The 22,313-nt window shown below is 66.7% G+C and carries 16 protein-coding genes; all 16 read left to right on the top strand.

Annotated elements, in window-relative coordinates; all coding sequences use genetic code 11:
• Nucleotide 1: 1 nt before the first annotated feature.
• Nucleotides 2–6,079, top strand: coding sequence for an Hpt domain-containing protein (locus tag AB6730_RS02635; protein WP_371022110.1), 6,078 nt, complete (start codon nucleotides 2–4; stop codon nucleotides 6,077–6,079).
• Nucleotides 6,072–7,790 carry a chemotaxis protein CheB gene (locus tag AB6730_RS02630; protein WP_371022109.1) on the top strand — a complete coding sequence of 573 codons (1,719 nt, stop codon included), beginning with the start codon at nucleotides 6,072–6,074 and terminating at the stop codon, nucleotides 7,788–7,790. The genes AB6730_RS02635 and AB6730_RS02630 overlap by 8 nt, the downstream gene beginning before the upstream one ends.
• Nucleotides 7,787–8,257, top strand: a complete 471-nt coding sequence (locus AB6730_RS02625; RefSeq protein ID WP_371022108.1) for a chemotaxis protein CheW — start codon at nucleotides 7,787–7,789, stop codon at nucleotides 8,255–8,257. The genes AB6730_RS02630 and AB6730_RS02625 overlap by 4 nt, the downstream gene beginning before the upstream one ends.
• A gap of 240 nt (nucleotides 8,258–8,497) precedes the next feature.
• Nucleotides 8,498–8,695 carry a hemin uptake protein HemP gene (hemP, locus tag AB6730_RS02620; protein WP_306851602.1) on the top strand — a complete coding sequence of 66 codons (198 nt, stop codon included), beginning with the start codon at nucleotides 8,498–8,500 and terminating at the stop codon, nucleotides 8,693–8,695.
• 91 nt (nucleotides 8,696–8,786) lie between these two features.
• Entirely contained in the window at nucleotides 8,787–9,350 is a 564-nt protein-coding gene (locus tag AB6730_RS02615; RefSeq protein ID WP_371022107.1) for a hypothetical protein, read from the top strand.
• A gap of 167 nt (nucleotides 9,351–9,517) precedes the next feature.
• The gene (locus tag AB6730_RS02610) at nucleotides 9,518–10,789 is read left to right on the top strand and encodes an efflux RND transporter periplasmic adaptor subunit (protein ID WP_371022106.1); all 1,272 of its coding nucleotides are present in this window, start codon (nucleotides 9,518–9,520) and stop codon (nucleotides 10,787–10,789) included.
• Nucleotides 10,790–10,803: 14 nt separating this feature from the next.
• Nucleotides 10,804–11,514: an ABC transporter ATP-binding protein gene (locus AB6730_RS02605; protein ID WP_371022105.1), complete on the top strand. Its 711-nt coding sequence runs from the start codon at nucleotides 10,804–10,806 to the stop codon at nucleotides 11,512–11,514.
• 30 nt (nucleotides 11,515–11,544) lie between these two features.
• Complete coding sequence (locus AB6730_RS02600) at nucleotides 11,545–12,852, top strand: ABC transporter permease (protein ID WP_371022104.1); 1,308 nt, start codon at nucleotides 11,545–11,547, stop codon at nucleotides 12,850–12,852.
• Between the two features lie 10 nt (nucleotides 12,853–12,862).
• A complete protein-coding gene (locus AB6730_RS02595) occupies nucleotides 12,863–14,077 on the top strand; it encodes an ABC transporter permease (RefSeq protein WP_371022103.1) in 1,215 nt (404 codons plus the stop codon).
• Nucleotides 14,078–14,091: 14 nt separating this feature from the next.
• On the top strand, nucleotides 14,092–15,396 hold the full coding sequence (locus AB6730_RS02590; RefSeq protein WP_371022102.1) for an ABC transporter permease: 1,305 nt from the start codon (nucleotides 14,092–14,094) through the stop codon (nucleotides 15,394–15,396).
• On the top strand, nucleotides 15,396–16,613 hold the full coding sequence (locus tag AB6730_RS02585; protein WP_371022101.1) for an ABC transporter permease: 1,218 nt from the start codon (nucleotides 15,396–15,398) through the stop codon (nucleotides 16,611–16,613). The genes AB6730_RS02590 and AB6730_RS02585 overlap by 1 nt, the downstream gene beginning before the upstream one ends.
• Before the next feature lie 75 nt (nucleotides 16,614–16,688).
• Entirely contained in the window at nucleotides 16,689–18,023 is a 1,335-nt protein-coding gene (locus AB6730_RS02580) for a sigma-54-dependent transcriptional regulator (RefSeq protein ID WP_371022100.1), read from the top strand.
• A gap of 13 nt (nucleotides 18,024–18,036) precedes the next feature.
• Nucleotides 18,037–19,428, top strand: coding sequence for a PAS domain-containing sensor histidine kinase (locus AB6730_RS02575; RefSeq protein WP_371022099.1), 1,392 nt, complete (start codon nucleotides 18,037–18,039; stop codon nucleotides 19,426–19,428).
• Between the two features lie 51 nt (nucleotides 19,429–19,479).
• Nucleotides 19,480–20,442 carry an SPFH domain-containing protein gene (locus AB6730_RS02570; protein WP_371022098.1) on the top strand — a complete coding sequence of 321 codons (963 nt, stop codon included), beginning with the start codon at nucleotides 19,480–19,482 and terminating at the stop codon, nucleotides 20,440–20,442.
• A 5-nt stretch (nucleotides 20,443–20,447) separates the two neighbouring features.
• Nucleotides 20,448–20,900, top strand: coding sequence for an NfeD family protein (locus AB6730_RS02565; protein WP_371022097.1), 453 nt, complete (start codon nucleotides 20,448–20,450; stop codon nucleotides 20,898–20,900).
• Nucleotides 20,890–22,176 (top strand): threonine/serine exporter ThrE family protein, encoded by a 1,287-nt coding sequence (locus tag AB6730_RS02560; protein WP_371022096.1) that lies wholly within the window; start codon nucleotides 20,890–20,892, stop codon nucleotides 22,174–22,176. The genes AB6730_RS02565 and AB6730_RS02560 overlap by 11 nt, the downstream gene beginning before the upstream one ends.
• Nucleotides 22,177–22,313 lie beyond the last annotated feature (137 nt).

Raw genomic sequence — 22,313 nt, 5'->3', positions numbered from 1 at the left:
AGTGAGACTTCAAGACCATACCGATTTCACCACGCTGCACTGGGTCAAGGCCGAGCTCGACGACGCCTTGTCCAAGGCACGCCAGGCCCTCGAGTCCTACGTCGAGGACTCGCGCGACGCCTATGTCATGCACACCTGCGCGGCGGACCTGCACCAGGTCCACGGCACGTTGCGTATGGTCGAGCTCTATGGCGCCGCGATGGTCGTCGGCGAAATGGAGCAGCTGGTCGCCGCGCTGATCGATGACCGCGTCGCCCATCGCGACGACGCCTATGCCGCCCTGATGCGCGGCATGATGCAGATGCCCGATTACCTGGAGCGTTTGCAGAGCGGTCACCGCGACGTGCCCATCGTGCTGTTGCCGCTGCTCAACGACCTGCGCGAAAGCCGGGGCGAGCAGTCGCTTCACGAGTCCGCCCTGTTCACGCCCAATCTCGACACCATGCTTCCGGCGACGGCGCCCGGCGCGGCCCATCCGGGCGTGGCCGAGGCCCATCGCGCCGAACTGGGCGACCTGCGCGTGAGGTTCCAGCAGCAGTTGCTGGCCTGGTTCCGCGGACAGGGCAACGAACGCCAGCTGCTCGGCATGCGCGCGACGCTCGACAGCCTCGCCGCGCGTTGCTACACGATCACCGGACGGCGCCTGTGGTGGATCGCCGCCGGCGTGCTGGAGGGCCTGGAGCGCGGCGTGTTGCGCGCCCACGAAAAGGACGTGCGCCAGCTCATCGGTCGCGTCGACCGCTCCATCCGCGAGCTCGTCGATGGCGGTGAGGAAGCGCTGCAGAACGGCGATTCCGACGAACTCGCGCGCAAGCTCCTGTATTACGTCGCCCAGGCCAAGCCGGGCAGCGAACGCATCGAGGAACTGCGCCAGACCTATCGTCTCGACGGCTTGTTGCCGCAGGCCGCCGAGCTCGAGCATGCCCGTGGCTCGATGTCCGGGCATAACCGTGCCCTGCTCGACACCGTATCGGCGGCGATCAAGGATGACTTGCTGCGGGTGAAGGAAGCGCTCGACCTGTTCCTGCGCCGTCCCGATGGCGATCCAGCCCAACTGGGTTTGCAGACCGACGTGCTCGACCGCGTGGGCGACACGCTGGGCATGCTCGCACTGGGCGTGCCGCGCCGTGTCGTGGGCGAGCAGCGCCGCATCCTCGGCGAGATCGCCACGGGCGCGCGTGCGCCGGACGAGGAATCGTTGCTCGACGTCGCCGGCGCGCTTCTTTATGTCGAGGCGTCGCTGGACGACCATATCGAACGCCTCGGCGCGGAGGGCGAACATCCTTCGTCGTCGAGCGATCTCGGCCCGGCGCCGCTGCCGCGCAGCGAGGCGCGGCACATCCTGGCCACGCTCATGCGCGAAGCCACCGCGAATACGTCCCGGGTGAAGGACGCGATCGTCGGTTTCGTCGAATCATCGTGGGACCACGAGCAACTCGCTGGCGCGCCCGAATTGATGGCCGAGATCGGCGGTGCGATGCGCATGCTGGGTGCGGCCCGTCCGGCCGAGTTGGCCGACGGCATCGGCCTGTTCATCCATCGTGAGTTGCTTGGCGACCGCCGCGTGCCGAACGGTACGCAGATGGATCGCCTGGCCGATGCGCTGGCCGCGCTCGAGTACTACCTCGAAGCCGCACGCGAACATCGCGGCGGCCTGGAACACATCCTCGACGTCACCCAGCAAAGCCTGGCCGAACTCGGTTACTGGCCGGTGCCGGTGGACGGCGAGGGCAACGAGGCGCTCGGCGAGGATGCGCTCGAAGGCATCGAGGCAGCCGCGATCGAGCATATCGCCGTGCCGTCGACCAGCGTCGACACGGGCGAGACGGTATCCAGCTTCGCCGACAGCTTCGATCTCGTGGACGAGCCACCCACCGACGAAGAGGTCGCCAACGCGTCCCGCGACGTCGACGCCGTGCCCGCGCCTGTCGCGGCCGCTGGCGAGGAAGACTGGATCGAGATCGAGGAAGAAGTCGAGCAGGACGTAGGCGGCCACGGCATGGCCGAGTTCGCTGGCTTCCAGATCACCGTGGACGGGATCGACGACGAGATTCGCGAGATCTTCCTCGAAGAAACCGATGAGGAAATCGCCAATCTCCGCGCCGGCCTGGGTCACTGGTTGACCGACCCCGAGCGCAGCGACGCGCTGGTGCCCATCCGTCGTTCGTTCCACACGCTGAAGGGCTCGGGCCGCCTGGTCGGCGCACGCCTGCTGGGCGAGTTCGCCTGGAAGGTCGAGAACATGCTCAACCGCGTGCTCGACGGTTCGATCGGGCCGCATGAAGGCGTGCAGGCGCTCGTGCGTCATGCCGTCGAGGCGTTGCCGCAACTCAAGGCCGCGCTCGAGGGCGACGCCACGCCCGGCGCGCCGATCGCCGCGATCATGGAAACGGCCGACCGCCTGGCCATGGGCGACGTCGCCTTCGTCGAGGACGTCGCGCGCAGTTCCATCCACCGCGTTCGCAGCAAGGTCAAGCGCCGCGTGCCGCGCGACACCATCGCCGCGGTGCCGACGGCCGGTTTCGCCGCCTATGGCCAGACGCCGGCGCCGGTGGAAGACAGCGCGGCGTCGGTGGAGGCAGCCTTCAGCGAGCCCGCCTATGTCGCGCCGCCGCTGCCTCCGGTGGATTCGGTCCTGCTGGACATCCTGCGTACCGAAGTGGCGCAGTATCTCAACGTGATCCGCGCCAACCTGGCTCGCGCCGGCGATGGCGAGCTTCATGTGGACGATGCCCTGCTGCGGGCCGTGCATACGTTGCACGGCGCGATCGGCATGGTCGACATCCCGGTGTTGATCCAGGTGCTCGCGCCTCTGGAAGGCCTGGTCAAGCGCGTGCGCGCGACGGGCTTGCCGTTGAGCAAGGACGGTGTCGACGCGCTGACCGACACGGCCGACCTGGTCGATCACGTGATGGAGCAGTTCGACGCGCCCGATCCACGCGTGCCGGACGTCGCGTCGCTGGCCGCGCGTATCGTCGCCCTGCGCGACGAGCAGCCGGAAGCGACGGTCGCGCACATCCTGTACGAGCCCGATCCGCTGCCGCTCGAGGACGAACTCGCCGAAGGCTCGCAGCCCGACGGCGCGGGTGCGGTCGACGCGTTCACGGAAACGGCGGAATCCTATCTGCCGGAGTCGGTGGAAGCCACGAGCGTTCCCACGCTCGACGAGGCGTTGATCGCGGAAGAGATCGCTGAAGACGAAGGCGAGCTTCCGGGGATCGAGTTGGCACCAGTCGAGCCGGTCGGTGGCGACGACGACTTCACCGCCGAACTGCTGGCTTCGCTCGAGAACTTCGAAAACTTCGAGATCGACAAGCCGGAAGGCGAGGTCAAGCCGATCCTGGCGTTCGACGCCGAGGAAGACGCCGCGTGGCGTGCGCTGGTGGGCGAGGGCTCGGAAGAGCCATCGTTGCCGCAGCCGATGACGCATGACGGTGAGGTGTTGCATACGGACGATGGGTTGGTCGAACCGCTCGTCGTCGAGGAAGAGATCGACGAGACGGTGTCGGAAGAGGAGGGGTTCGTTGCGGACGAGCTGCTCGCTTCGCGGGAATCGCCGACAGGGTCGGCTCCCACCGAGCCGGAACCGGTGGTTATCGAGGACCAGTCGCACGAGGCGTTGGCGGAGCCGGTGCATACGCCGGCCGACGATCCGGTCGTGGCGCTGGTACCGGAGTTGTCGCCTTACGCCGATATCGATCCCGATTTGCTCGAGGTCTTCATCGAGGAAGGGCGCGAGATCCTGGATCACGCCGATGCCGCGCTGGCGTCGTGGCGCGCCGAGCCGGAACAGGCCGAGCACGTGACCGCGCTGCAACGCGACCTGCATACCTTGAAGGGCAGTGCGCGCATGGCAGGCATGGCCGCGGTCGGCGACCTGTCGCATGCGATGGAAGCGCTGCTCGACGCGGTGGCCGGTGGCCAGCGCGAGAGCGATCGTCCCGCCATCGAGGCGACCGAGGCCGGCTTCGACCGTCTGCACGGCATGATCCAGAGCATCGCCCTGGGCAAGCCGATCTTCTTGACCGACGCCGACATCGAACCGTTCGCCCGCCTCGCCGGTGCGCCGATCGCACCCGACACGGTCACGGCCGAGACCTACCGCGAGGAACGCGAAGCCGCGATCGTCGAGTACGCGCCGATCCCCGAGCCGTCGCACGAGCCCGAGCCGGCGCACGCGATCGAACGCGACCTGCCCGACCTCCTGCCCGAGTTCGAGGAAGAGGAACTCCAGCGTGCCTCGCAGGAACAGATCCGCGTGCGAGCCGACATGCTCGACACGCTGGTCAACCATGCGGGCGAAGTGTCGATCTACCGCTCGCGCCTGGAGCAGCAGACGGCGAGCTTCCGTTCGGCGCTCACCGAGCACGAGCAGACGGTCAGCCGCCTGCGCAGCCAGTTGCGCATGCTCGAAATCGAGACCGAGGCGCAGATCATCGCGCGCTACCACCAGGAGCACCGCGATACGGGCGTGGCGGCTTTCGATCCGCTCGAGCTCGACCGCTTCTCGCAATTGCAGCAGTACTCGCGAGCACTCGCCGAGTCGGTGTCCGACCTCGTGTCGCTGCAGACGATCCTCGACGAATTGACCCGCCAGTCCGAGAACCTCCTGCTCCAGCAGCAGCGGGTGAACGCGGAATTGCAGGAAGGCCTCATGCAGACGCGCATGTTGCCGTTCGACGCGATGGTGCCGAACCTGCGCCGTACCCTGCGCCAGGCGGCCTCGGATGTGGGCAAGCGCGCGCAGCTGGTGGTGGAGGGTGCCAACGGCGAAATGGACCGCAACATGCTCGACCGCATCAAGGCGCCGTTCGAGCACATGCTGCGCAATGCCGTCGCACACGGTATCGAGCCGCCGGAGGCACGCGAGGCCGCGGGCAAGAATCCGGAAGGCACGGTACGCATCCAGGTGGCCCGCGAAGCCACCGAAGTGGTGGTGCGGCTTTCCGACGACGGTGCCGGCATGGATCGCGACGCGATCCGGGCCAAGGCGATCGAGCGTGGCCTGCTGCGTCCGGACGCCCGTGTATCCGACGACCAGATCTTCCAGCTCACCCAGGTTCCCGGTTTCTCCACGGCCGAGAAGGTCACCCAGGTGGCCGGTCGCGGCGTCGGCATGGACGTGGTCGCCAACGAGATCAAGCAGCTTGGCGGCACCCTGGGCATCGAGTCGCAGAAGGGCGCGGGTACCACCTTCGTCATGCGCCTGCCGTTCACCCTCGCGGTGACCCAGGCGTTGATCGTGCGCATCGGCGAGACCAACTTCGCCATCCCGATGACCTCGGTCCATGGCGTGGCCCGCGTGGCGCCCAATGAACTGGCCCACCGCATGGCCGACGACCAGCCCAGCTTCGAGTACGTGGGCGAGGACTACGGTATCCACGACTTGCCGCAATTGCTCGGCGTGCACGTGGTCTCGACCCCGGACGAGGGCGACATTCCGCTGCTGCTCGCACGGTCGGGCGACCTGCGTGCCGCGATCCGTGTCGATGCCGTGCTCGGTTCGCGCGAAATCGTGGTCAAGCCGGTCGGTCCGCAGGTGAGTTCGGTGCCGGGCATCCTCGGCGCGACGATCATGGGCGACGGTTCGGTGCTGATGATTCTCGACCTCGCGCCTCTGGTCCGTCACGGCGTGGCGCGCCGCGCGTTCGAAGCCGAGGCACTGGTGCCGCACGCACCGCGCGCGCAGGACGAAGTGCGCGTGAAGCCACTGGTGATGGTGGTCGACGATTCGATCACCATGCGCAAGGTGACCGGTCGTGTGCTCGAGCGCCACGAGTTCGAGGTGATGACGGCGAAGGATGGCGTGGACGCGCTCGAAAAGCTCAATGAGCGCGTGCCCGACCTGATGCTGCTCGACATCGAGATGCCACGCATGGACGGCTATGAACTGGCGACGCAGATGAAGGCGGACGAACGCCTCGCGGGCGTGCCGATCATCATGATCACCTCGCGTACCGGCGACAAGCACCGCCAGCGTGCCTTCGATATCGGCGTGGACCGCTATATCGGCAAGCCATACCAGGAGAACGACCTCATCGTGCAGATCAACGACGTGCTCGGAGTCCATCATGGGTGATCGCGAGTCGCGGGTGGCGTTGTTGTTCGATGACGGAAACCTCTCCGCCCACCTGCGTGACGCGCTCGTCGAGCAGGGGGCACGGATCGTCTATGAATCGGATCTCGGTTCGTTCGCGCCCGCCGAGCTGGTCGGCTCATCGGCGAACGTCGTGGTCGTCGATCTGGACGATCCCAGCGACGCCGACCTCGATCGTCTCTACGACACGGTGGAAGGGGGACATCCGCGCCTCGTCTTCAACGACGCGGACGTCAGCCGCAAGCTGGAAGGCTGGGACCGCGCCCGCTGGGCCCGTCACCTCGCCGCCAAGCTCGTTGGCGAAATGGCCCAGGACCCGCCGCGTCCTGAAGATGCGCGCGAGATCGAACCTCGCGTGACCGCCATGGCCGGTGTCGCCGCGCCCGTGGAGGTCGTGCTCGACGAACCGCTGGTGGACGACCTGGCGATCACCGGCAGCCATGGCTATCCGGAAACGCCGATGGCCGAGCCCGACGTGGCCACCGCCGTCCCGTCCTACGAGACAGCGGGCATCGCCGATGAATTCACCGACGAACTGACGTTCTCCACGCCTTTGTCCGATGCCGATGTGGAAGACCTGGGCGCCGACCCGGCCGACCTCGCGGCGGAGCTCGAAGCGCTGCTCGCCGATACGGACGGTGCCTCGCTCGATGAGTCCGATGGCCTCGATAGCCTGCCGTCCACGCCGGTCGAGCTGACCGAACTGGCGTCGCTCGACCTGTCCGGTTTCGAAGTGATCGAGGAAGCACCGGCCCCGGCCCCCGCGCCCGAGAACGAATTCGACGCCGGCCGTTTCAGTCTCGAATCCATGGGCGAGACACCGTCGGCGACGGTTGGGGAAGATCCCGCGCCCTTGCAGATCGAAGGGCGCGCGACCGAATACGTGCCGCCACCGGTGCCGGAATGGGACCTCGTCGATCACGACACCATCGTGGCCGAGCCGGTGGCACGCGTTGCGCCGGCCGACTTCGGCATCGAGACCATCAGCGCCGCCGAATACCTCGCACAGGATGTCGTCGACGACGGCACGCACGGGGTCGAAGCGGGCTTCACCCTCGAGCTGGTGTCGATGGAAGAAGCGGTGGCTCCATCCACCGACGGACAGTTCTCGCACGAAATGTTCCTCGAGGCGGCACCACGCGCCGTGCGCCGGGTGATCGCACTGGCCGGTGCGCGGGAAAGCGAAAGTTCGATCGCGGCCTTCCTCGCCGCGCTGCCCGAGCGCCTGCCCGGGGTCTTGCTCGTGGTGGCGCATCACGACGGCGATTCGCGGGCGTTCGCTTCGCGCCTTGGCCGCGCGCATGTCGCCGGCGACCGGCCGTACACCGCGCACGGCGAATGCCTCGTCGTGCCACGCGGTGCACACGTGCAGATCCGCCGCGACGGTAGCGTCACCGTACGCGAAGATGGCAGCGCCGCCAGCGCGACGGGGCCTTCGATCGACGGCATCCTGAGCACCATCGCCGGTGGTTTCGGCGCCGACGCGCTGGCGATCGTGTTCGCCGGGCGCGGCAACGACGCCGTGGCCGGTGCGCAGGCGGTGTACGACGCCGGCGGCCGCGTATGGGTCGAGACCGTGCCGCCGGAAGACGAGGCGGGGCACATGGTCGCCGGCATTCGCGAAGAACGCGTGGCGGGCTATGCCGGCGATGTGCACGCGCTGGCGCAGAAACTGATCGAGGAATTCCCATGAGCGAGCCGTTACCGCGTGAAATCCGCTGCGTCCTGATTCCCAGCGGTGGCGTCCGCTTGCTGCTGCCCAATGCGGCGGTGGCCGAAGTGATCACCCTCGCGGGCGTGGAGCCGGTGGCCGATGCGCCGTCATGGCTGCTCGGCCGTATCGCCTGGCGTGGCTGGAGCATCCCGCTGGTGAATTTCGACCACGTCGCGAGCCTTGCCGACGATGCACCGCCCCAGGCATCACGCGTGGCCGTGCTCAAGGCCGTCGGCCATCGCCCGGACATGCCTTACATCGCGGTGCTCACGCACGGCTTCCCGCGCCTGACCACGCTCAACGCGGAACTGCTCCTGCCCACGCACGATGGCCACGACCTGCCGTTCGGCGTTCGCGCTCGCGTGCTGGTGCGCGACGATACGGCCGTGATTCCGGACCTGGATCAGTTGGAAGAAACCCTGTCGGAAATGCTGGCGGAAGCCTGAGCCGACTCTGCTCGAGCCTACCCTGTGGGAGCCGCTTCAGCGGCGATCCCGCGGTAGCGGGCCAGGTCGAGGCAAGCACCCATCGCCGCTGAAGCGGCTCCCACAACAGCAAGACTCGTTGCCATCAAGGTTGAGTAGACCTGGTGGGAGAACGACTCCCACAAAAGCCGCCATAGGGCTTGACGTGTAATTGAGAATCATTATCATCAACTCCGCACCCTCAATCGCGGAGTCCCGATCATGCTGCTTCGAACGCTCCCCCTTTCCGATAACGGCGGCCGCGAAAAGGTCGTCCCGCTTCGTGCCGCGCCGGTGGCTACCCGCCGCATCGAGAGCACGAACCTGCTCGACGGCTCGCGCGAGCTCGTCATCGAGCACCAGGGCAGTGAGTACCACCTGCGCCTGACCCGCAACGACAAGCTGATCCTGACCAAGTAAGCGCTGCTTCTCCCCGACGCCGAGCCACGCGGGTTCTCCCCGGACCGCCCAGCCAGGCATCCCTCGACCGCTTTCGTCACCGGGAGACGCCATGTTCGGCTGGCTCGCATCCTTCGGCGTGCAATCGCGCGCCCGATCCACCGCCACCACGCGCTGGTTGGCGCTCGCGCCGCTCACCCTGTTCGAAGGGCTGGGGCAGCTTGGAGGCGTGCTCTTCCTCGCGCCGCGGATGGTGTCCTGTCCTGGTGCCGGCCAGATCGTGCATGGATGCCTCGTCGAGTCGATGGATCTCGCCCCACTCCTGGCGACGAGTCACGTCGGCCTCACCTGCGCCGTCACGGCCGAAGGCCCGCGCGAGTGGATCGACTGCGTCGACGGGCAGGGCGACACGGTAGCCCGCGTGTACCTGCTTCCCGACACCGATTACCTCGCCTGGGACGGTCTGTTCGCGGATGCCTCGCCTGTCGATGAACCCGCGCGCCGGGCTCCGGACCGGGAATGGCTGCGTGCTTCCCGTGCCCGCATCCTGTCCTTTACCCGGCGGCGCGTCGCTGGTTTCACGCTGCTGGGCGCCTGCGATGCGCCGATTTCGTCTTTGGGAAGGGGCGTCGCGCGCGACATCGCGGTATCCGAATCGGTGGGCATCGCCGTCTGAGCGGCGGCCCCCGTCCGGATCTGTCCGCGGGCCCGGGTGTCCGGACATTCTGTCCGCGGACACATGTCGTTCGACAGCGAGACATTATAAGTCGCTGATCGAACGACGAATTATGGCTTGGCACGCTGTTTGCCTGATATCCCCGCAAGCAGCCCAGGGAAGCCACCATGATCCGCGATACCTCCGCCCAGGACCGTCTCGTCGAAGTCCGTCCGAACCATCGTCGCAAGCTCATCTACGCCGCGGCCGGCCTGGCGGCGGTCGTCGCCATCGTGCTGGCGGTGCCCCGGATGGCCACGATGTTCTCGGCGGACTCTTCGGTCAGCGCGTCGCGCCTGTCCTTCGGCACCGTGACACGCGGTCCTTTCGTCCGTGACATCGCGGCGGAAGGCAAGGTGGTCGCGGCGGTGAGCCCCACGATGTACGCCGCTTCGGCGGGTGCCGTGGTGCTGAAGGTGCACGCGGGCGACGTGGTGAAGAAGGACCAGTTACTGGCCGTCATCACCAGTCCCGAACTGACCAGCAAGCTCGCCCAGGAAAAATCCGCGGCGGATGCCATGGAGGTCGAGTTCCTTCGCGCCCAGATCGATGCGAAGAAGAAGCGCTCCGAGCTGCAGAAGGCCTTCGACAACGCCACCATCGACCAGACCGCCGCCGAGCGCGACCTCAAGCGCTACCAGACGGCGTTCGACAAGGGCGCCGTGCCGGTCGCCGACGTCGACAAGGCGAAGTCCACCCTGGACAAGGCGGCCGTGACGGCCAAGCACGCGAAATCCGACCTCGCGATGGACAACGACAGCCTCACCTTCGACGTGCAGGCGAAGAAGCTCGCGCACGATCGCCAGGTGTTGCTGGTGACGGACCTGGAACGCCAGGTGGAAGACCTCAACGTGAAATCGCCGGTGGATGGCCAGGTAGGCCAGCTGTTCATCGCCGAGCGCGCGACGGTCGCCAAGGACGCGCAGCTACTCAGCGTTATCGACCTCTCCGCGCTGGAAGTGGAGATGAAGGTGCCCGAGAGCTTCGCCCGCGACCTCGCCATCGGCATGCCTGGTGAGATTTCCGGCAACGGCAAGACCTGGAACGGCAAGGTCAGCGCCGTGTCGCCGGAAGTGGTCAACGGCGAAGTCGCCGCACGCCTGCGCTTCGATGGCGAGACGCCGCAGCAGCTGCGCCAGAGCCAGCGCCTTTCGGTGCGCATCCTGCTCGACAAGCGCGACAGCGTACTCACCGTGCAGCGCGGTTCCTTCGTCGATGAAAGCGCGGGGCGCTATGCCTACGTGGTCAACGACGGCATGGCCGATCGCCGTGACATCCGCGTCGGTGCGAGCAGCATCGACAAGGTCGAGATACTCGACGGCCTGAAGGAGGGCGACAAGATCGTCATCTCCGGCGCCGACACCTTCGGTGACGCCAAGCACGTCGCCATCAGCCGCTAACAGAGGGAAAACCCATGCTCAAGATGACCCATCTCGCCAAGGTCTACCGCACGGAAGTCGTCGAGACCTACGCCCTGCGCGACTTCAACATCGACGTGAAGGAAGGCGAGTTCGTCGCCGTGACGGGCCCCTCCGGCTCGGGCAAGACCACCTTCCTCACCATCGCGGGCTTGCTGGAGACCTTCACCGGTGGCCAGTACCACCTCGACGGCGTCGAAGTGAGCCAGCTCGACGACAATGCCCGCTCGCGCATCCGCAACGAGAAGATCGGTTTCATCTTCCAGGCCTTCAACCTGATTCCCGACCTGAACGTGTTCGACAACGTGGAAGTGCCTTTGCGCTATCGCGGCATGAAGGCGGCCGAACGCAAGCAGCGGATCATGGACGCGCTCGAACGCGTGGGCCTGGCCTCCCGCGCCAAGCATTACCCGGCGGAACTCTCGGGCGGCCAGCAGCAGCGCGTGGCCATCGCCCGCGCGCTCGCCGGTTCGCCGCGCCTGCTCCTGGCGGACGAACCCACCGGCAACCTGGATACGCAGATGGCCCGAGGCGTAATGGAACTGCTGGAGGAAATCCATCGCGAGGGCGCCACCATCGTGATGGTCACGCACGATCCGGAGCTCGCCGCCCGCGCACAGCGCAACGTGCACGTGATCGACGGCCAGGTGGTGGACCTCGCCGAAGAACCGCGCTTCCACGCCCACGCCCACGTCGCCAATTCCTGATCCAGCGTCCGCCGTTCCGGGGGGAGTCCCATGTTCAGTTACTACCTGCAACTCGGCCTGCGCAGCCTGCGTCGCAACCCGATGCTTACCGCCCTGATGGTGATGGCGATCGGCTTCGGCGTCGCCGCGTCCATGACAACGTATTCGGTGTTCCGCGCCACGGCGCGCGACCCGATCCCGCAGAAGTCCAGCGTGCTCTTCAATACGCAGCTGGATGCCTTCGGCCCGGAGAATATCGAGAAAGGCGAACCGGCGGGAGCGTTGACCTACAAGGACGCCACGGCGTTGTTCCGTGCGCACAAGGCCAAGCGCCAGACCATCATCTACCCGGTGAGCGTATCGGTCATTCCCGATGATCCGGCGCGTTTGCCCAGCCGTGAAGCTGCCTATGCCGCGGGTTCGGACTTCTTCCCCATGTTCGACGTGCCCTTCATCCAGGGTGGCGGCTGGACGACGGACGACGACGAGAAGCACGCCAGCGTCGCCGTGATCACGAAGTCCACGAACGACAAGTTGTTCAATGGCGCCCCGAGCGTGGGCAGGCAGATCAACCTGGATGGCCGCCTGTTCCGCATCACCGGCGTGATCGAGGACTGGGCGCCGCAACCCTTGTTCTTCGACGTATGGAATACGGGCGGTTTCGATGAAGGCGCCTCGGTCTACATTCCGTTCACCCGCGCGGTCGACTTGCAGATGAGCACCAACGGCAATAACAACTGCGTGGCCGAGCCGGCCGAGGGCTGGGCCAATTATCTCCAGTCGGAATGCATCTGGCTGTCGTTGTGGAGCGAACTGCCCACGAAGGCCGATGTCGATGCGTATCGTGACTATGTGGCGGGCTATGCCGCCGAGCAGCAGCGTGCCGGGCGGTTCCGCTGGGCGCCGAACGTGAGGGTCCGCGACGTCGTGGATTGGCTGGACGCGGAACACGTGGTGCCGCCGGAATCGCAGGTGTCGTTGGTGGTCTCGCTGGGTTTCCTGGTGATCTGCCTGGTCAACACCGTGGGCTTGTTGCTGGCGAAGTTCATGCGCCGCGCCCCGGAGATCGGCGTACGCCGCGCGCTCGGTGCCTCCCGCAGGGACATCTATGCGCAGTTCCTCATCGAGGCGGGCACCATCGGCGTCGCCGGAGGCATCCTCGGGCTGTTGCTGACCGGCCTGGGCGTGCTGGGCGTCGGCCTGGTCTTCCCCGAAGAGATCGCCCGCCTGGCGACGCTGGATCCGGTCCTGATCCTGCTGACGCTCGTCGTCGCGATCGTGGCCTCCGTCGTCGCCGCCTTCTATCCCACATGGCGCGCCGCCCAGGTCCAGCCGGCCTGGCAGCTGAAATCCAACTGAGGACATGATCATGCAGATCAAGCCCATTCTCGCCGCCCTGCGCCGGCACAAGGCAGGCACGATCCTCATCGCCTTGCAGATCGCCCTTACCCTCGCCATCGTATGCAACGCGCTGTTCATCGTGCACGAGCGCATCGACCGCGTGAACCGGCCAACCGGTATGGACGAGTCGAACGTCGTCGTCGTGCAGAACAGGTACGTCGGCTCGCCGCCGAACTTCGTGCCGCTGATCAAGACCGACGTGCAGGCGCTGCGTTCGATCCCCGGCGTCGAGGCAGCCTATACGACCAACTCGTTTCCGCTACGCCGGGGCGGCTGGTCGACAGGCATCCAGACCAAGCCCGATGGAACCAAGGACGGCCTGCCGACCGCCCTCTACTTCGGCGACGAGCAAACCTTGAAAGCCCTCGGGGTGCGCCTCATCGCGGGGCGTAACTTCAATCCTGGCGAGGTCGTCATCGTACAGCCGCAGCAGCGGCCCGCGCCGCCGCAAGTCATCGTGACCAAGGCGATCGTCGACAAGCTGTTCCCGAATGGCGATGGACTCGGCAAGACCATCTATCTGTCGAAGGGCAAGCCGTCCACGATCATCGGCATCGTCGACAAGCTCACCGTGCCGTGGATCGATTTCGACCACATGGACAACGTGACGATCATGCCGCTGATCTTCAACAGCGGTTACCAGCACTTCGTGATTCGTACGCGTCCCGGCGAGCAGGATGCCGTCTTCAAGGCCACGGCGAAGACCTTGTACGGGGTCAACCGCATGCGTGTCCTGTCGGAAAAGACGGGTGTGCGGACGTTCGACATGGTCCGCAGCAGCGCCTACGAGACCGACCGCGGCATGGCGATCCTGATGAGCGTGGTCTGCGGCGTGTTGCTCGCGATCACCGCCGCCGGCATCGTCGGCCTGTCCAGTTTCTGGGTGGGGCAGCGACGCAAGCAGATCGGTGTGCGTCGTGCATTGGGTGCCCGGCGCAGCGATATCCTCAGTTACTTCATGACCGAGAATTTCCTGATCGCGCTGGCCGGCGTGGTATTGGGCGTCATCCTCGCGGTGGGCCTCAGCCAATGGATGTTCACGCACTTCGAAATGAAGAGGCTTTCCTTCACCTACGTGCTGGTCGGTGTCGTCGTGCTGCTTGGCCTCGGCCAGGTCGCGGTGTTCGCGCCGGCGCTGCGTGCGTCGAAGGTGTCGCCCGTGGAAGCCACGCGCAGCGTCTGATACTGGGAAATCCGATGTTCGGTTATTACCTGGAGCTCGCCTTGCGCAGTCTCCGGCGGAGCAGGGCGCTCACGGCGCTCATGATCCTCGCCATCGCCCTGGGGATCGGGGCGAGCATGACCACCCTGACCGTACTGCACGTGCTGTCGGGGGATCCGCTGCCGGGACGCAGCGGATCGATCTTCATGCCGCGTCTCGATCCGCGCGGCCTGAGGGGCTTCGATCTCTCGGCGGACTTGCCTGCCCAGGTGACCTGGACGGACGGCGTGAACCTGCTGAATGCCCGCCGCGCGCACCGGCAGGCGTTGATGACGGGAGGCGCCCTGCCGATCCAGCCGGACGACCCGTCGATCGATCCTTTCTTCGTCTCCGCCCGCTACACCAGCGCGGATTTTTTCGGCATGTTCGATACGCCGTTCCGCTACGGGCAGGCATGGAGCGCCACCGAGGACGAACAGCGCGCGCATATCGCGGTGATCGGTTCCGAATTGAACGACCGGCTCTTCCATGGCGAAAACAGCATCGGCAGGACGATCCACGCCAACGGCGCGGACCTGCGTATCGTCGGCGTGCTCAAGCCCTGGAGGCCGGTTCCCCACTTCTATGACCTGAACACCACCAACTACGGGGCGGCGGAACAGGTGTTCGTGCCCTTGACCACCTCGCGGGCGATGCGACTGACCCGCAACGGCGGCGTCGAATGCTGGGGCATGGGGTCCGGCGACGAAGATCACATGGAGTCGGCGAGTTGCGTGTGGTTGCAGCTCTGGGTGGAGCTGGACGATGCGGCTGCCGTCGCTTCCTACCGTAGGTTCCTGGAGGGCTATGCGCGTGAGCAAGTCGCGTCGGGCCGGTACGATCGTCCTGCGCGCGCCGAGCTTACCAACGTGATGCACCTTCTCGACGAGCAAGGAGTCGTTCCCGGTGACGTTCGTCTGCAGGTGTGGCTTTCGCTCGGCTTCTTCGTCGTTTGCCTGGTCAACACCGTGGGCCTGATGCTGGCGAAGTTCATGCGCCGGGCGGGTGAGGTGAGCGTGCGCCGTGCCCTGGGTGCGTCTCGGCGCAGCGTGTTCACGCAACTGCTGACCGAGGCGGGCATCGTGGGATTGGCCGGCGGTTTCGGCGGCCTGGCGGTGGCCTTGCTCGGGCTCGCGATCGTGCGCATGCAACCGAACCCGGCGGCGGAACTGGCCCACCTCGACCTGACCATGCTGGCGGCGACCTTCCTGGTCTCGCTGTTCGCTGCGCTCGCCGCCGGCCTGGTGCCGGCGTGGCGCGCATGCCGGATTCCCCCGGCATTGCAATTGAAGAGCCAATGATGCGCCTGGATATCGGACCCATCCTTTCGACGCTCGGCCGGCATAAGCTCACGGCGACGCTGATCGTGCTGCAGATCGCATTGACTTGCGCGATCCTCTGCAACGCGACCTTCCTGATCGGCGACCGGCTGCGCTGGATGCAATCGGCCAGCGGGATCGACGATGACCGTATCGTTCGCCTCATGGTCTCCGACATCGGTCCGCGCACCGACACGCACGCCCGGATCGAGGCGGACCTCGCGGCGCTGCGTGCCGTCCCGGGCGTGGAAGCGGCGACCGTGACCAACTCCCTGCCGTTCGGTCCGTCTTCCTGGAGCACTCCGGTGAGACTCACGCGCGACCAGTCGATGCCGTCCGTGGAAGCCGGCGCGTATTACGGTGAAGCGGTGGGCGAAACGCTGGGCCTTCGCCTCGTCGCCGGACGCTTCATCCGTTCCGACGAATACGTCTGGGTGGACGATCACGCCGCGAAGCAGGTGCGGGGAAGCCCGGTGGTCGTCGTGACACAGGCGCTTGCGCAACGCCTGTTCCCCGGCCAGCCAGCCGTCGGCCGGACCATCGTCATCGGCGACGAGGAGTTCCGGATCGTGGGCGTCGTCGAACGGCTGGCTCGCGCCGGCGACCAGAACCGAGCGGGTGTATACGAAACCCTGTTGCTTCCCTGGCGCATGGTCACCGCCTATGGCGGCGGTTTCGCGGTCCGCGCGCGTCCCGGCGAAGCCGGCAAGGTATTGCAATCCGCGGCGGCGGCACTCAAGGCCGTGGACCCGCGCCGTGTCATCGTCGAAAAGCGGCTGTACACGGAGGTGCGCGACCGTTACTTCGCCACGGACCGGGCGACGACCGTCCTGCTCGTCGGCGTATGCGTGGCCTTGCTCGTCGTCACCGCGCTGGGCATCGTCGGGCTGGCCAGCTTCTGGGTGGCCCAGCGCCGTCGCCAGATCGGCATTCGTCGCGCCCTTGGTGCGAGCCGCACCGATGTGCTGCGTTATTTCCAGACCGAGAACTTCCTTCTCGCCAGCATGGGCATCGTCCTGGGCATGGTGCTCGCCTATGCGATCAACCTGCTGTTGATGCGCGAGTACGCGCTCCCGCGCCTTCCGCTCGGTTACCTGCCGGTGGGTGCGTTGGTGCTCTGGCTATTGGGCCAGGCCGCCGTGCTGGCCCCGGCCCGACGGGCGGCGTCCGTGCCCCCGGTGGTGGCCACCCGTGGATAGAATGGGAAAGAGTGCCGGCGGGGATGCAACCTTTTCGCCGGGAGAGGCATCCATGGCTGCATGCGAAGGGACCAGATGCGCTGCGTATTGATCATCGACGACAACCCCGCCGTGGGCGAGGCGCTTTCACTTGCGCTCAGCTTGCGCGATATCCGCCCGCTGGTGGCCCTCACGCCCGACGACGGGCTGGCCACGCTGGCGCGCGAACGCGTTGACGTCGTCATCCAGGACATGAACTTCACCGCGGATACCACCTCGGGCGAGGAAGGCGTGGCGCTGTTCAAGGCGATCCGTGCCCGTCATACCGATCTTCCGGTGATCCTGCTCACGGCCTGGACCCACCTGGAGGCCGCCGTGGAACTGGTGAAGGCCGGTGCCGCGGACTACCTGGCCAAGCCCTGGGACGACACCAAGCTTCTCGCCACGGTGGAGAACCTGCTCGAACTGTCCGAGTCGACCCGTGAAGTGACCCGCGCGCGGGTGGAACGCCGCCGCCGCCGCGAAGCGCTGGAAAGCCGCTACGAACTCGATGGCCTGGTCTTCGCGTCGGAGGCGATGAGCCGCACGATCGAACTCGCCTGCCAGGTCGCGCGCTCGGACGTGCCGGTGCTCATCACCGGCCCGAACGGTGCCGGCAAGGAACGCATAGCGGCCATCGTGCATGCCAATTCCGCGGTGCGTCGCGGTCCCTTCGTGGCGGTGAACTGCGGCGCGCTGCCGGGCGAACTGATCGAGGCCGAGTTGTTCGGTGCCGAGGCGGGCGCATACACCGGCGCGAACAAGGCACGCGAAGGCCGCTTCGAGATGGCCGATGGCGGCACCTTGTTCCTCGACGAGATCGGCAACCTGCCGCTGCCGGGCCAGATGAAATTGCTGCGCGTGCTCGAGACCGGCCAGTTCGAACGGTTGGGATCGGGACGCACGCGACACGCCAAGGTTCGCGTGGTGAGCGCCACGAACGCCGACCTGAAGGCGATGATCGCATCCGGTACCTTCCGTGAAGACCTCTACTACCGGCTCAACGTGATCGATGTGAACCTGCCGCCGCTGTCGGAACGCAGCGACGACATTCTTCCCCTCGCTGAATTCTTCCTCGATGGGCGGGCCACGCTGAGCGAGGATGCGCGGGAAGCGTTGCTGGCCCACACCTGGCCGGGCAACGTCCGCGAACTGAAGAACGCCATCGCGCGTGCGGCACTGCTGGCCGCGGACGGCAGGATCGAGCCGGTCCACCTCAATCTTCCGCCACCGCCGGCCGCGGCCAGCCGCAACCTCGACGAGCCCAGCCGAGAGTCGGTCGAGGCGGCGCTGGCGTCGGCGGGTGGGGTGGTGAGCCGTGCCGCGAGCACCCTGGGACTTTCACGACAGGCGCTTTACCGGCGCATGGAGCGCTACGGGCTGGCGGTCTGATACGTTCACCCGCATGAAGACCCTCTCGCTCGAAGGACGCATGACCCTCGTCGTGGCCGGCTCGGCCATCGTCGGCGCGCTGGTCTTCGCCGGCGTGTCGATCTGGCCGTTCCCGCAGGTGCTGGCCTGGATACGCGCCGTGCCGGACAAGGTGGGCAAGCTGCCGGCGGTCACCCCCATCGAGCCGTTCGACGGCGGCACGGCGCTGATCATCTGCCTGCTGGTGCTCCTGCCCTTGTCGGCATGGGTGGCGCACGCGCTGGTGGAACCGTTGAGGCGCCTGATGCGCGCGCTGGAAAGCGCGGTGGCGAGCTATAAGGACGGCGATTTCAGCATGTCCATCGGTACCTCGCGGCGCGATGAACTGGGTGACCTGATCCGCATGCACAACGCGCTGGGCCAGACCCTGCGCGACCAACGCCAACATCTCGCCCAGCGCGAGCTGCTGCTCGACACGGTGGTGCAGAACACGCCGGTGGCGCTGGTCCTCACCGACCCGAGCGGCAAGGTCACCTACGCGAACATCGCGGCGCGGCACCTGTTCAACGAGGGGCGCGCGCTCGCGGGCCTGGATTTCGACACCGTGCTGGCGGCGATGCCCGAGAGCCTGCGCGAAGCGGCGGCCGGTGGCGAGGACGCCTTGTTCTCCGTCGAAATGGACGGCAGCGAGGAAACCTTCCACCTGTCCCAGCGTGGCTTTCGCCTGCAGGGGCGTCCGCACCGCCTGCAGCTCTATCGTCGTATGACGCGCGAGTTGTCGCGCCAGGAAGTGCACACCTGGAAGCGGGTGATCCGGGTGATCAGCCATGAACTCAATAACTCGCTGGCGCCGATCTCGTCGTTGTCGCATTCGGGCGCCGAGCTGGCTCGCCGTGGCGATCTCGCACGATTGCCCGGCGTGTTCGCCTCGATCGGCGACCGCGCGAAACACCTGCACAGTTTCATCGCCGGCTACGCCAGTTTCGCCAAGCTGCCGGCGCCGCAATCCCGGCCCGTCCCATGGGTTCCCTTCCTCGACGCGCTGGCGCTGCACGCGCAGTTCCGCCTCGCCTCGCCGCCGCCCGAGCAGTCCGGCTGGTTCGACCCGACCCAGGTGGAGCAGGTCCTCATCAACCTGATCAAGAACGCCCACGAGGCGGGTGGGGATGCCAACGAGGTGTCCGTGGCCGTGCACCAGGTCGGGCGCGACACACTGATCGAAGTGGCCGACCGTGGCCCGGGCATGAGCGAGACGGTGCTCGCCCAGGCCCTCCTGCCGTTCTATTCCACCAAGCGTTCGGGTACCGGCCTCGGCCTGGCCCTGGCCCGCGAAATTTCGGAAGCCCATGGCGGGCGTATCGCGCTGGCCAATCGCGAGGGTGGCGGCCTGCGCGTCACCCTGGTGTTGCCCGCCGGTTCGCCCTGAGGCGCTTCGCCTATACTCCCGGGACATACCGGGAGAGGGAGAGACAAGGCCATGGGAAATATCGTCGTCGCGCTGGTCGTGGTGGTCGTCGCCATCATCGTGCTGGCCAAGCTCATTCGTATCGTGCCGCAAGGCTACGAGTGGACGGTGGAGATGTTCGGCAAGTACACGGGCACGCTCACCCCGGGCCTGCATTTCCTCATCCCGTTCGTCTACGCGATCGGGCGCAAGATGAACATGATGGAGCAGGTGCTCGAAGTCCCCTCGCAGGACGTCATCACCAAGGACAACGCCGTGGTCCGCGTGGACGGCGTGGTGTTCTACCAGGTGCTCGACGCGGCCAAGGCCGCCTATGAGGTGGCGAACCTCGAAATGGCGGCGCTCGCGCTGATCATGACCAATATCCGTACCGTGCTCGGCTCGATGGACCTGGACGAAAGCCTGAGCCAGCGCGATGCGATCAATGCCAAGCTGCTCGGCGTGATCGACGAGGCCACGCACCCCTGGGGCGTCAAGGTGACGCGCATCGAGATCAAGGACATCTCGCCGCCACGCGATCTCGTCGACGCCATGGCGCGGCAGATGAAGGCCGAGCGCGAGAAGCGCGCGAACATCCTCGATGCCGAGGGCTTCCGCCAGGCGGCCATCCTCAAGGCCGAGGGTGAGAAGCAATCGGCGATCCTGGAAGCCGAAGGAAAGAAGGAAGCCGCGTTCCGCGAGGCGGAAGCACGCGAGCGCCTTGCCGAGGCCGAAGCCAAGGCCACCACGATGGTCTCGCAGGCCATCGCCAGTGGCGACGTGAACGCCCTGAATTACTTCGTCGCCAACAACTACGTCGAGGCCCTGAAGGAAATGGCCAAGTCGCCCAACCAGAAGACGCTGCTGCTGCCCATGGAGACCACGGGCATCCTCGGTTCGCTGGCGGGTATCGCGGAGCTCGCGCGCGACTCGCTCGCCTCGCAACAACGCGCGCCGGCGGAGACCTCCAACCGCACGCCGCCGCTGCCGCGCTGATCGCCATGGACCAGATCGCCGTGCATTACCTCTGGTGGATCGTCGCGCTGCTCTTGATCGGTGGCGAGGTGATCCTGCCGGGTTACTTCATGTTGTGGATCGGTATCGCCGCCGCGGCCATGGGCGTGGTGTTGCTGCTATTCCCGGAGATGACCGCGCTGGCCCAGGCGGTGCTGTTCGTGGTCTTCGCCTTCGTCTCGTGCTTCGTCTACTGGAAGGTGGTCAGGCCGCGCCTGGAACGGATTCCCGCCGGCAACGAGCGCCTCAATCGCCGGGGCGAGCAGTTGCTCGGACAGCGCTACACGCTGTGTGAGCCGATCGTGCAGGGGCGTGGCAAGGCCAGGGTGGGCGATGGCATGTGGCTGGTCACCGGTCCGGACCTGCCCCTCGGCGCGACGGTGGAGGTGGTCGGCATCGACGGCACGACCCTGCGCGTCAAGGCGGTGGATGTTGGCTGATGCCACGCCGCTGACCGTGCCGGTGGGTTTCGCCACCACCGCGATCAATACCCGCATCGCCTTCCTCACCGAGCTGGCGCGGCGGCTGCACCAGTACGGCACCACGGCGCCTCGGCTGGAGACGGCGATCAGCCGGTCGGCGCAACGGCTGGGCCTGTCGGCCGAGGTGTGGTCCAGCCCGACCGCGATCATCGTTTCCTTCGCCGACCTGGGGCAGGGCGAGGAAAGCGTCGCCCAGGTCACCCAGGTCATGCGGCTTCCGCCGGGTGACGTGAATCTTGGACGCCTCTGCGAGGCAGACCGCATCGCCGACGCGGTGATCGATGGCCAGATGGAGCTACGCGAGGGCTTTCACCTCTTGCGCAAGCTTGGCGCGCCGGAGACCTTCCGCGCCGAACTGGGTGTGATCGCGAGCTACGGCCTGTGTGCCGCCAGCGTCGTGGCCTTGTTGTTGCACAGCGCGTGGCCCGACCTCGTCACCGCCGGCGTCATCGGCGTGATCATCGGCCTCATCACCGTCGCCTCCGGCAGTCGCCCTCGGCTGGCCGCGGCGAGCGAAGCCATCAGCGCGATGGTGGCCACGATCATCGCGACCGTCGTCAGCGCTTACATCGTGCCGTTGGCGTTGAAGTCGGTCATCCTCGGCAGCCTGATCGTCCTGCTGCCGGGCATGGCATTGACGACGGCGGTACGCGAGATTTCCAGCCAACACCTGGTGGCCGGCGTCGCGCGCATGGGCGGCGCGGTGGCGACCCTTCTCAAGCTCACGTTCGGCACCGTCGCGGCCAGCCAGTTGTGCGAAGCCTTCGGCATCGAACCGCGCAACTACGCACTCCCTCCGCTGCCGGGCTGGGCGGATTGGCCTTCGTTGATCCTCGGCGCGTTCTCGTTCGCCATCCTCTTCCGTGCCGCCCGGCGTGACTGGCTGGTGGTGATGGGCGCGGTGGTGCTTGGCTATCTCGCCACGCGGTGGGGCGGCAGCATTTCCGGTTCGTTGCCGGGAGCGCCGTTCGGTGTCTTCGTCGGCGGCTTGCTGTTGGGCTCGTTGAGCAACGTATATGCGCGTTACGCGCAGCAACCCGGAGCGGTGGTGCGCGAGCCCGGGATCATCCTGCTGGTGCCGGGGTCGGTCAGTTTCCGCAGTGTGTCGTACCTGCTGGATCGCGACGCCTCGTTAGGCATGGACACGGGACTGCTCGGCGTGACGCTGCTCGTCTCGCTGGTGGCCGGCCTGCTGTTCGGCGACCTCATCGTGGCCCCCCGCCGTTCACTCTGACCAAGTGGTGTGCTGCCGGGTGGTTGTGGGACAGCTTAGGTGGGAGCCGACCCTGTCGGCGATGGGTGCTTGCCTCGACCTGGCCCGCTGCCGCGGGATCGCCGCTGAAGCGGCTTCCCACCCGGTAGCTGTTTCCC

Source organism: Luteibacter sp. RCC_6_2 (assembly GCF_041360655.1).
Classification (GTDB): Bacteria; Pseudomonadota; Gammaproteobacteria; order Xanthomonadales; family Rhodanobacteraceae; genus Luteibacter.
The sequence above is the reverse complement of the archived record's forward strand: the minus strand, read 5'-3'. Positions and strand labels throughout refer to the sequence as shown.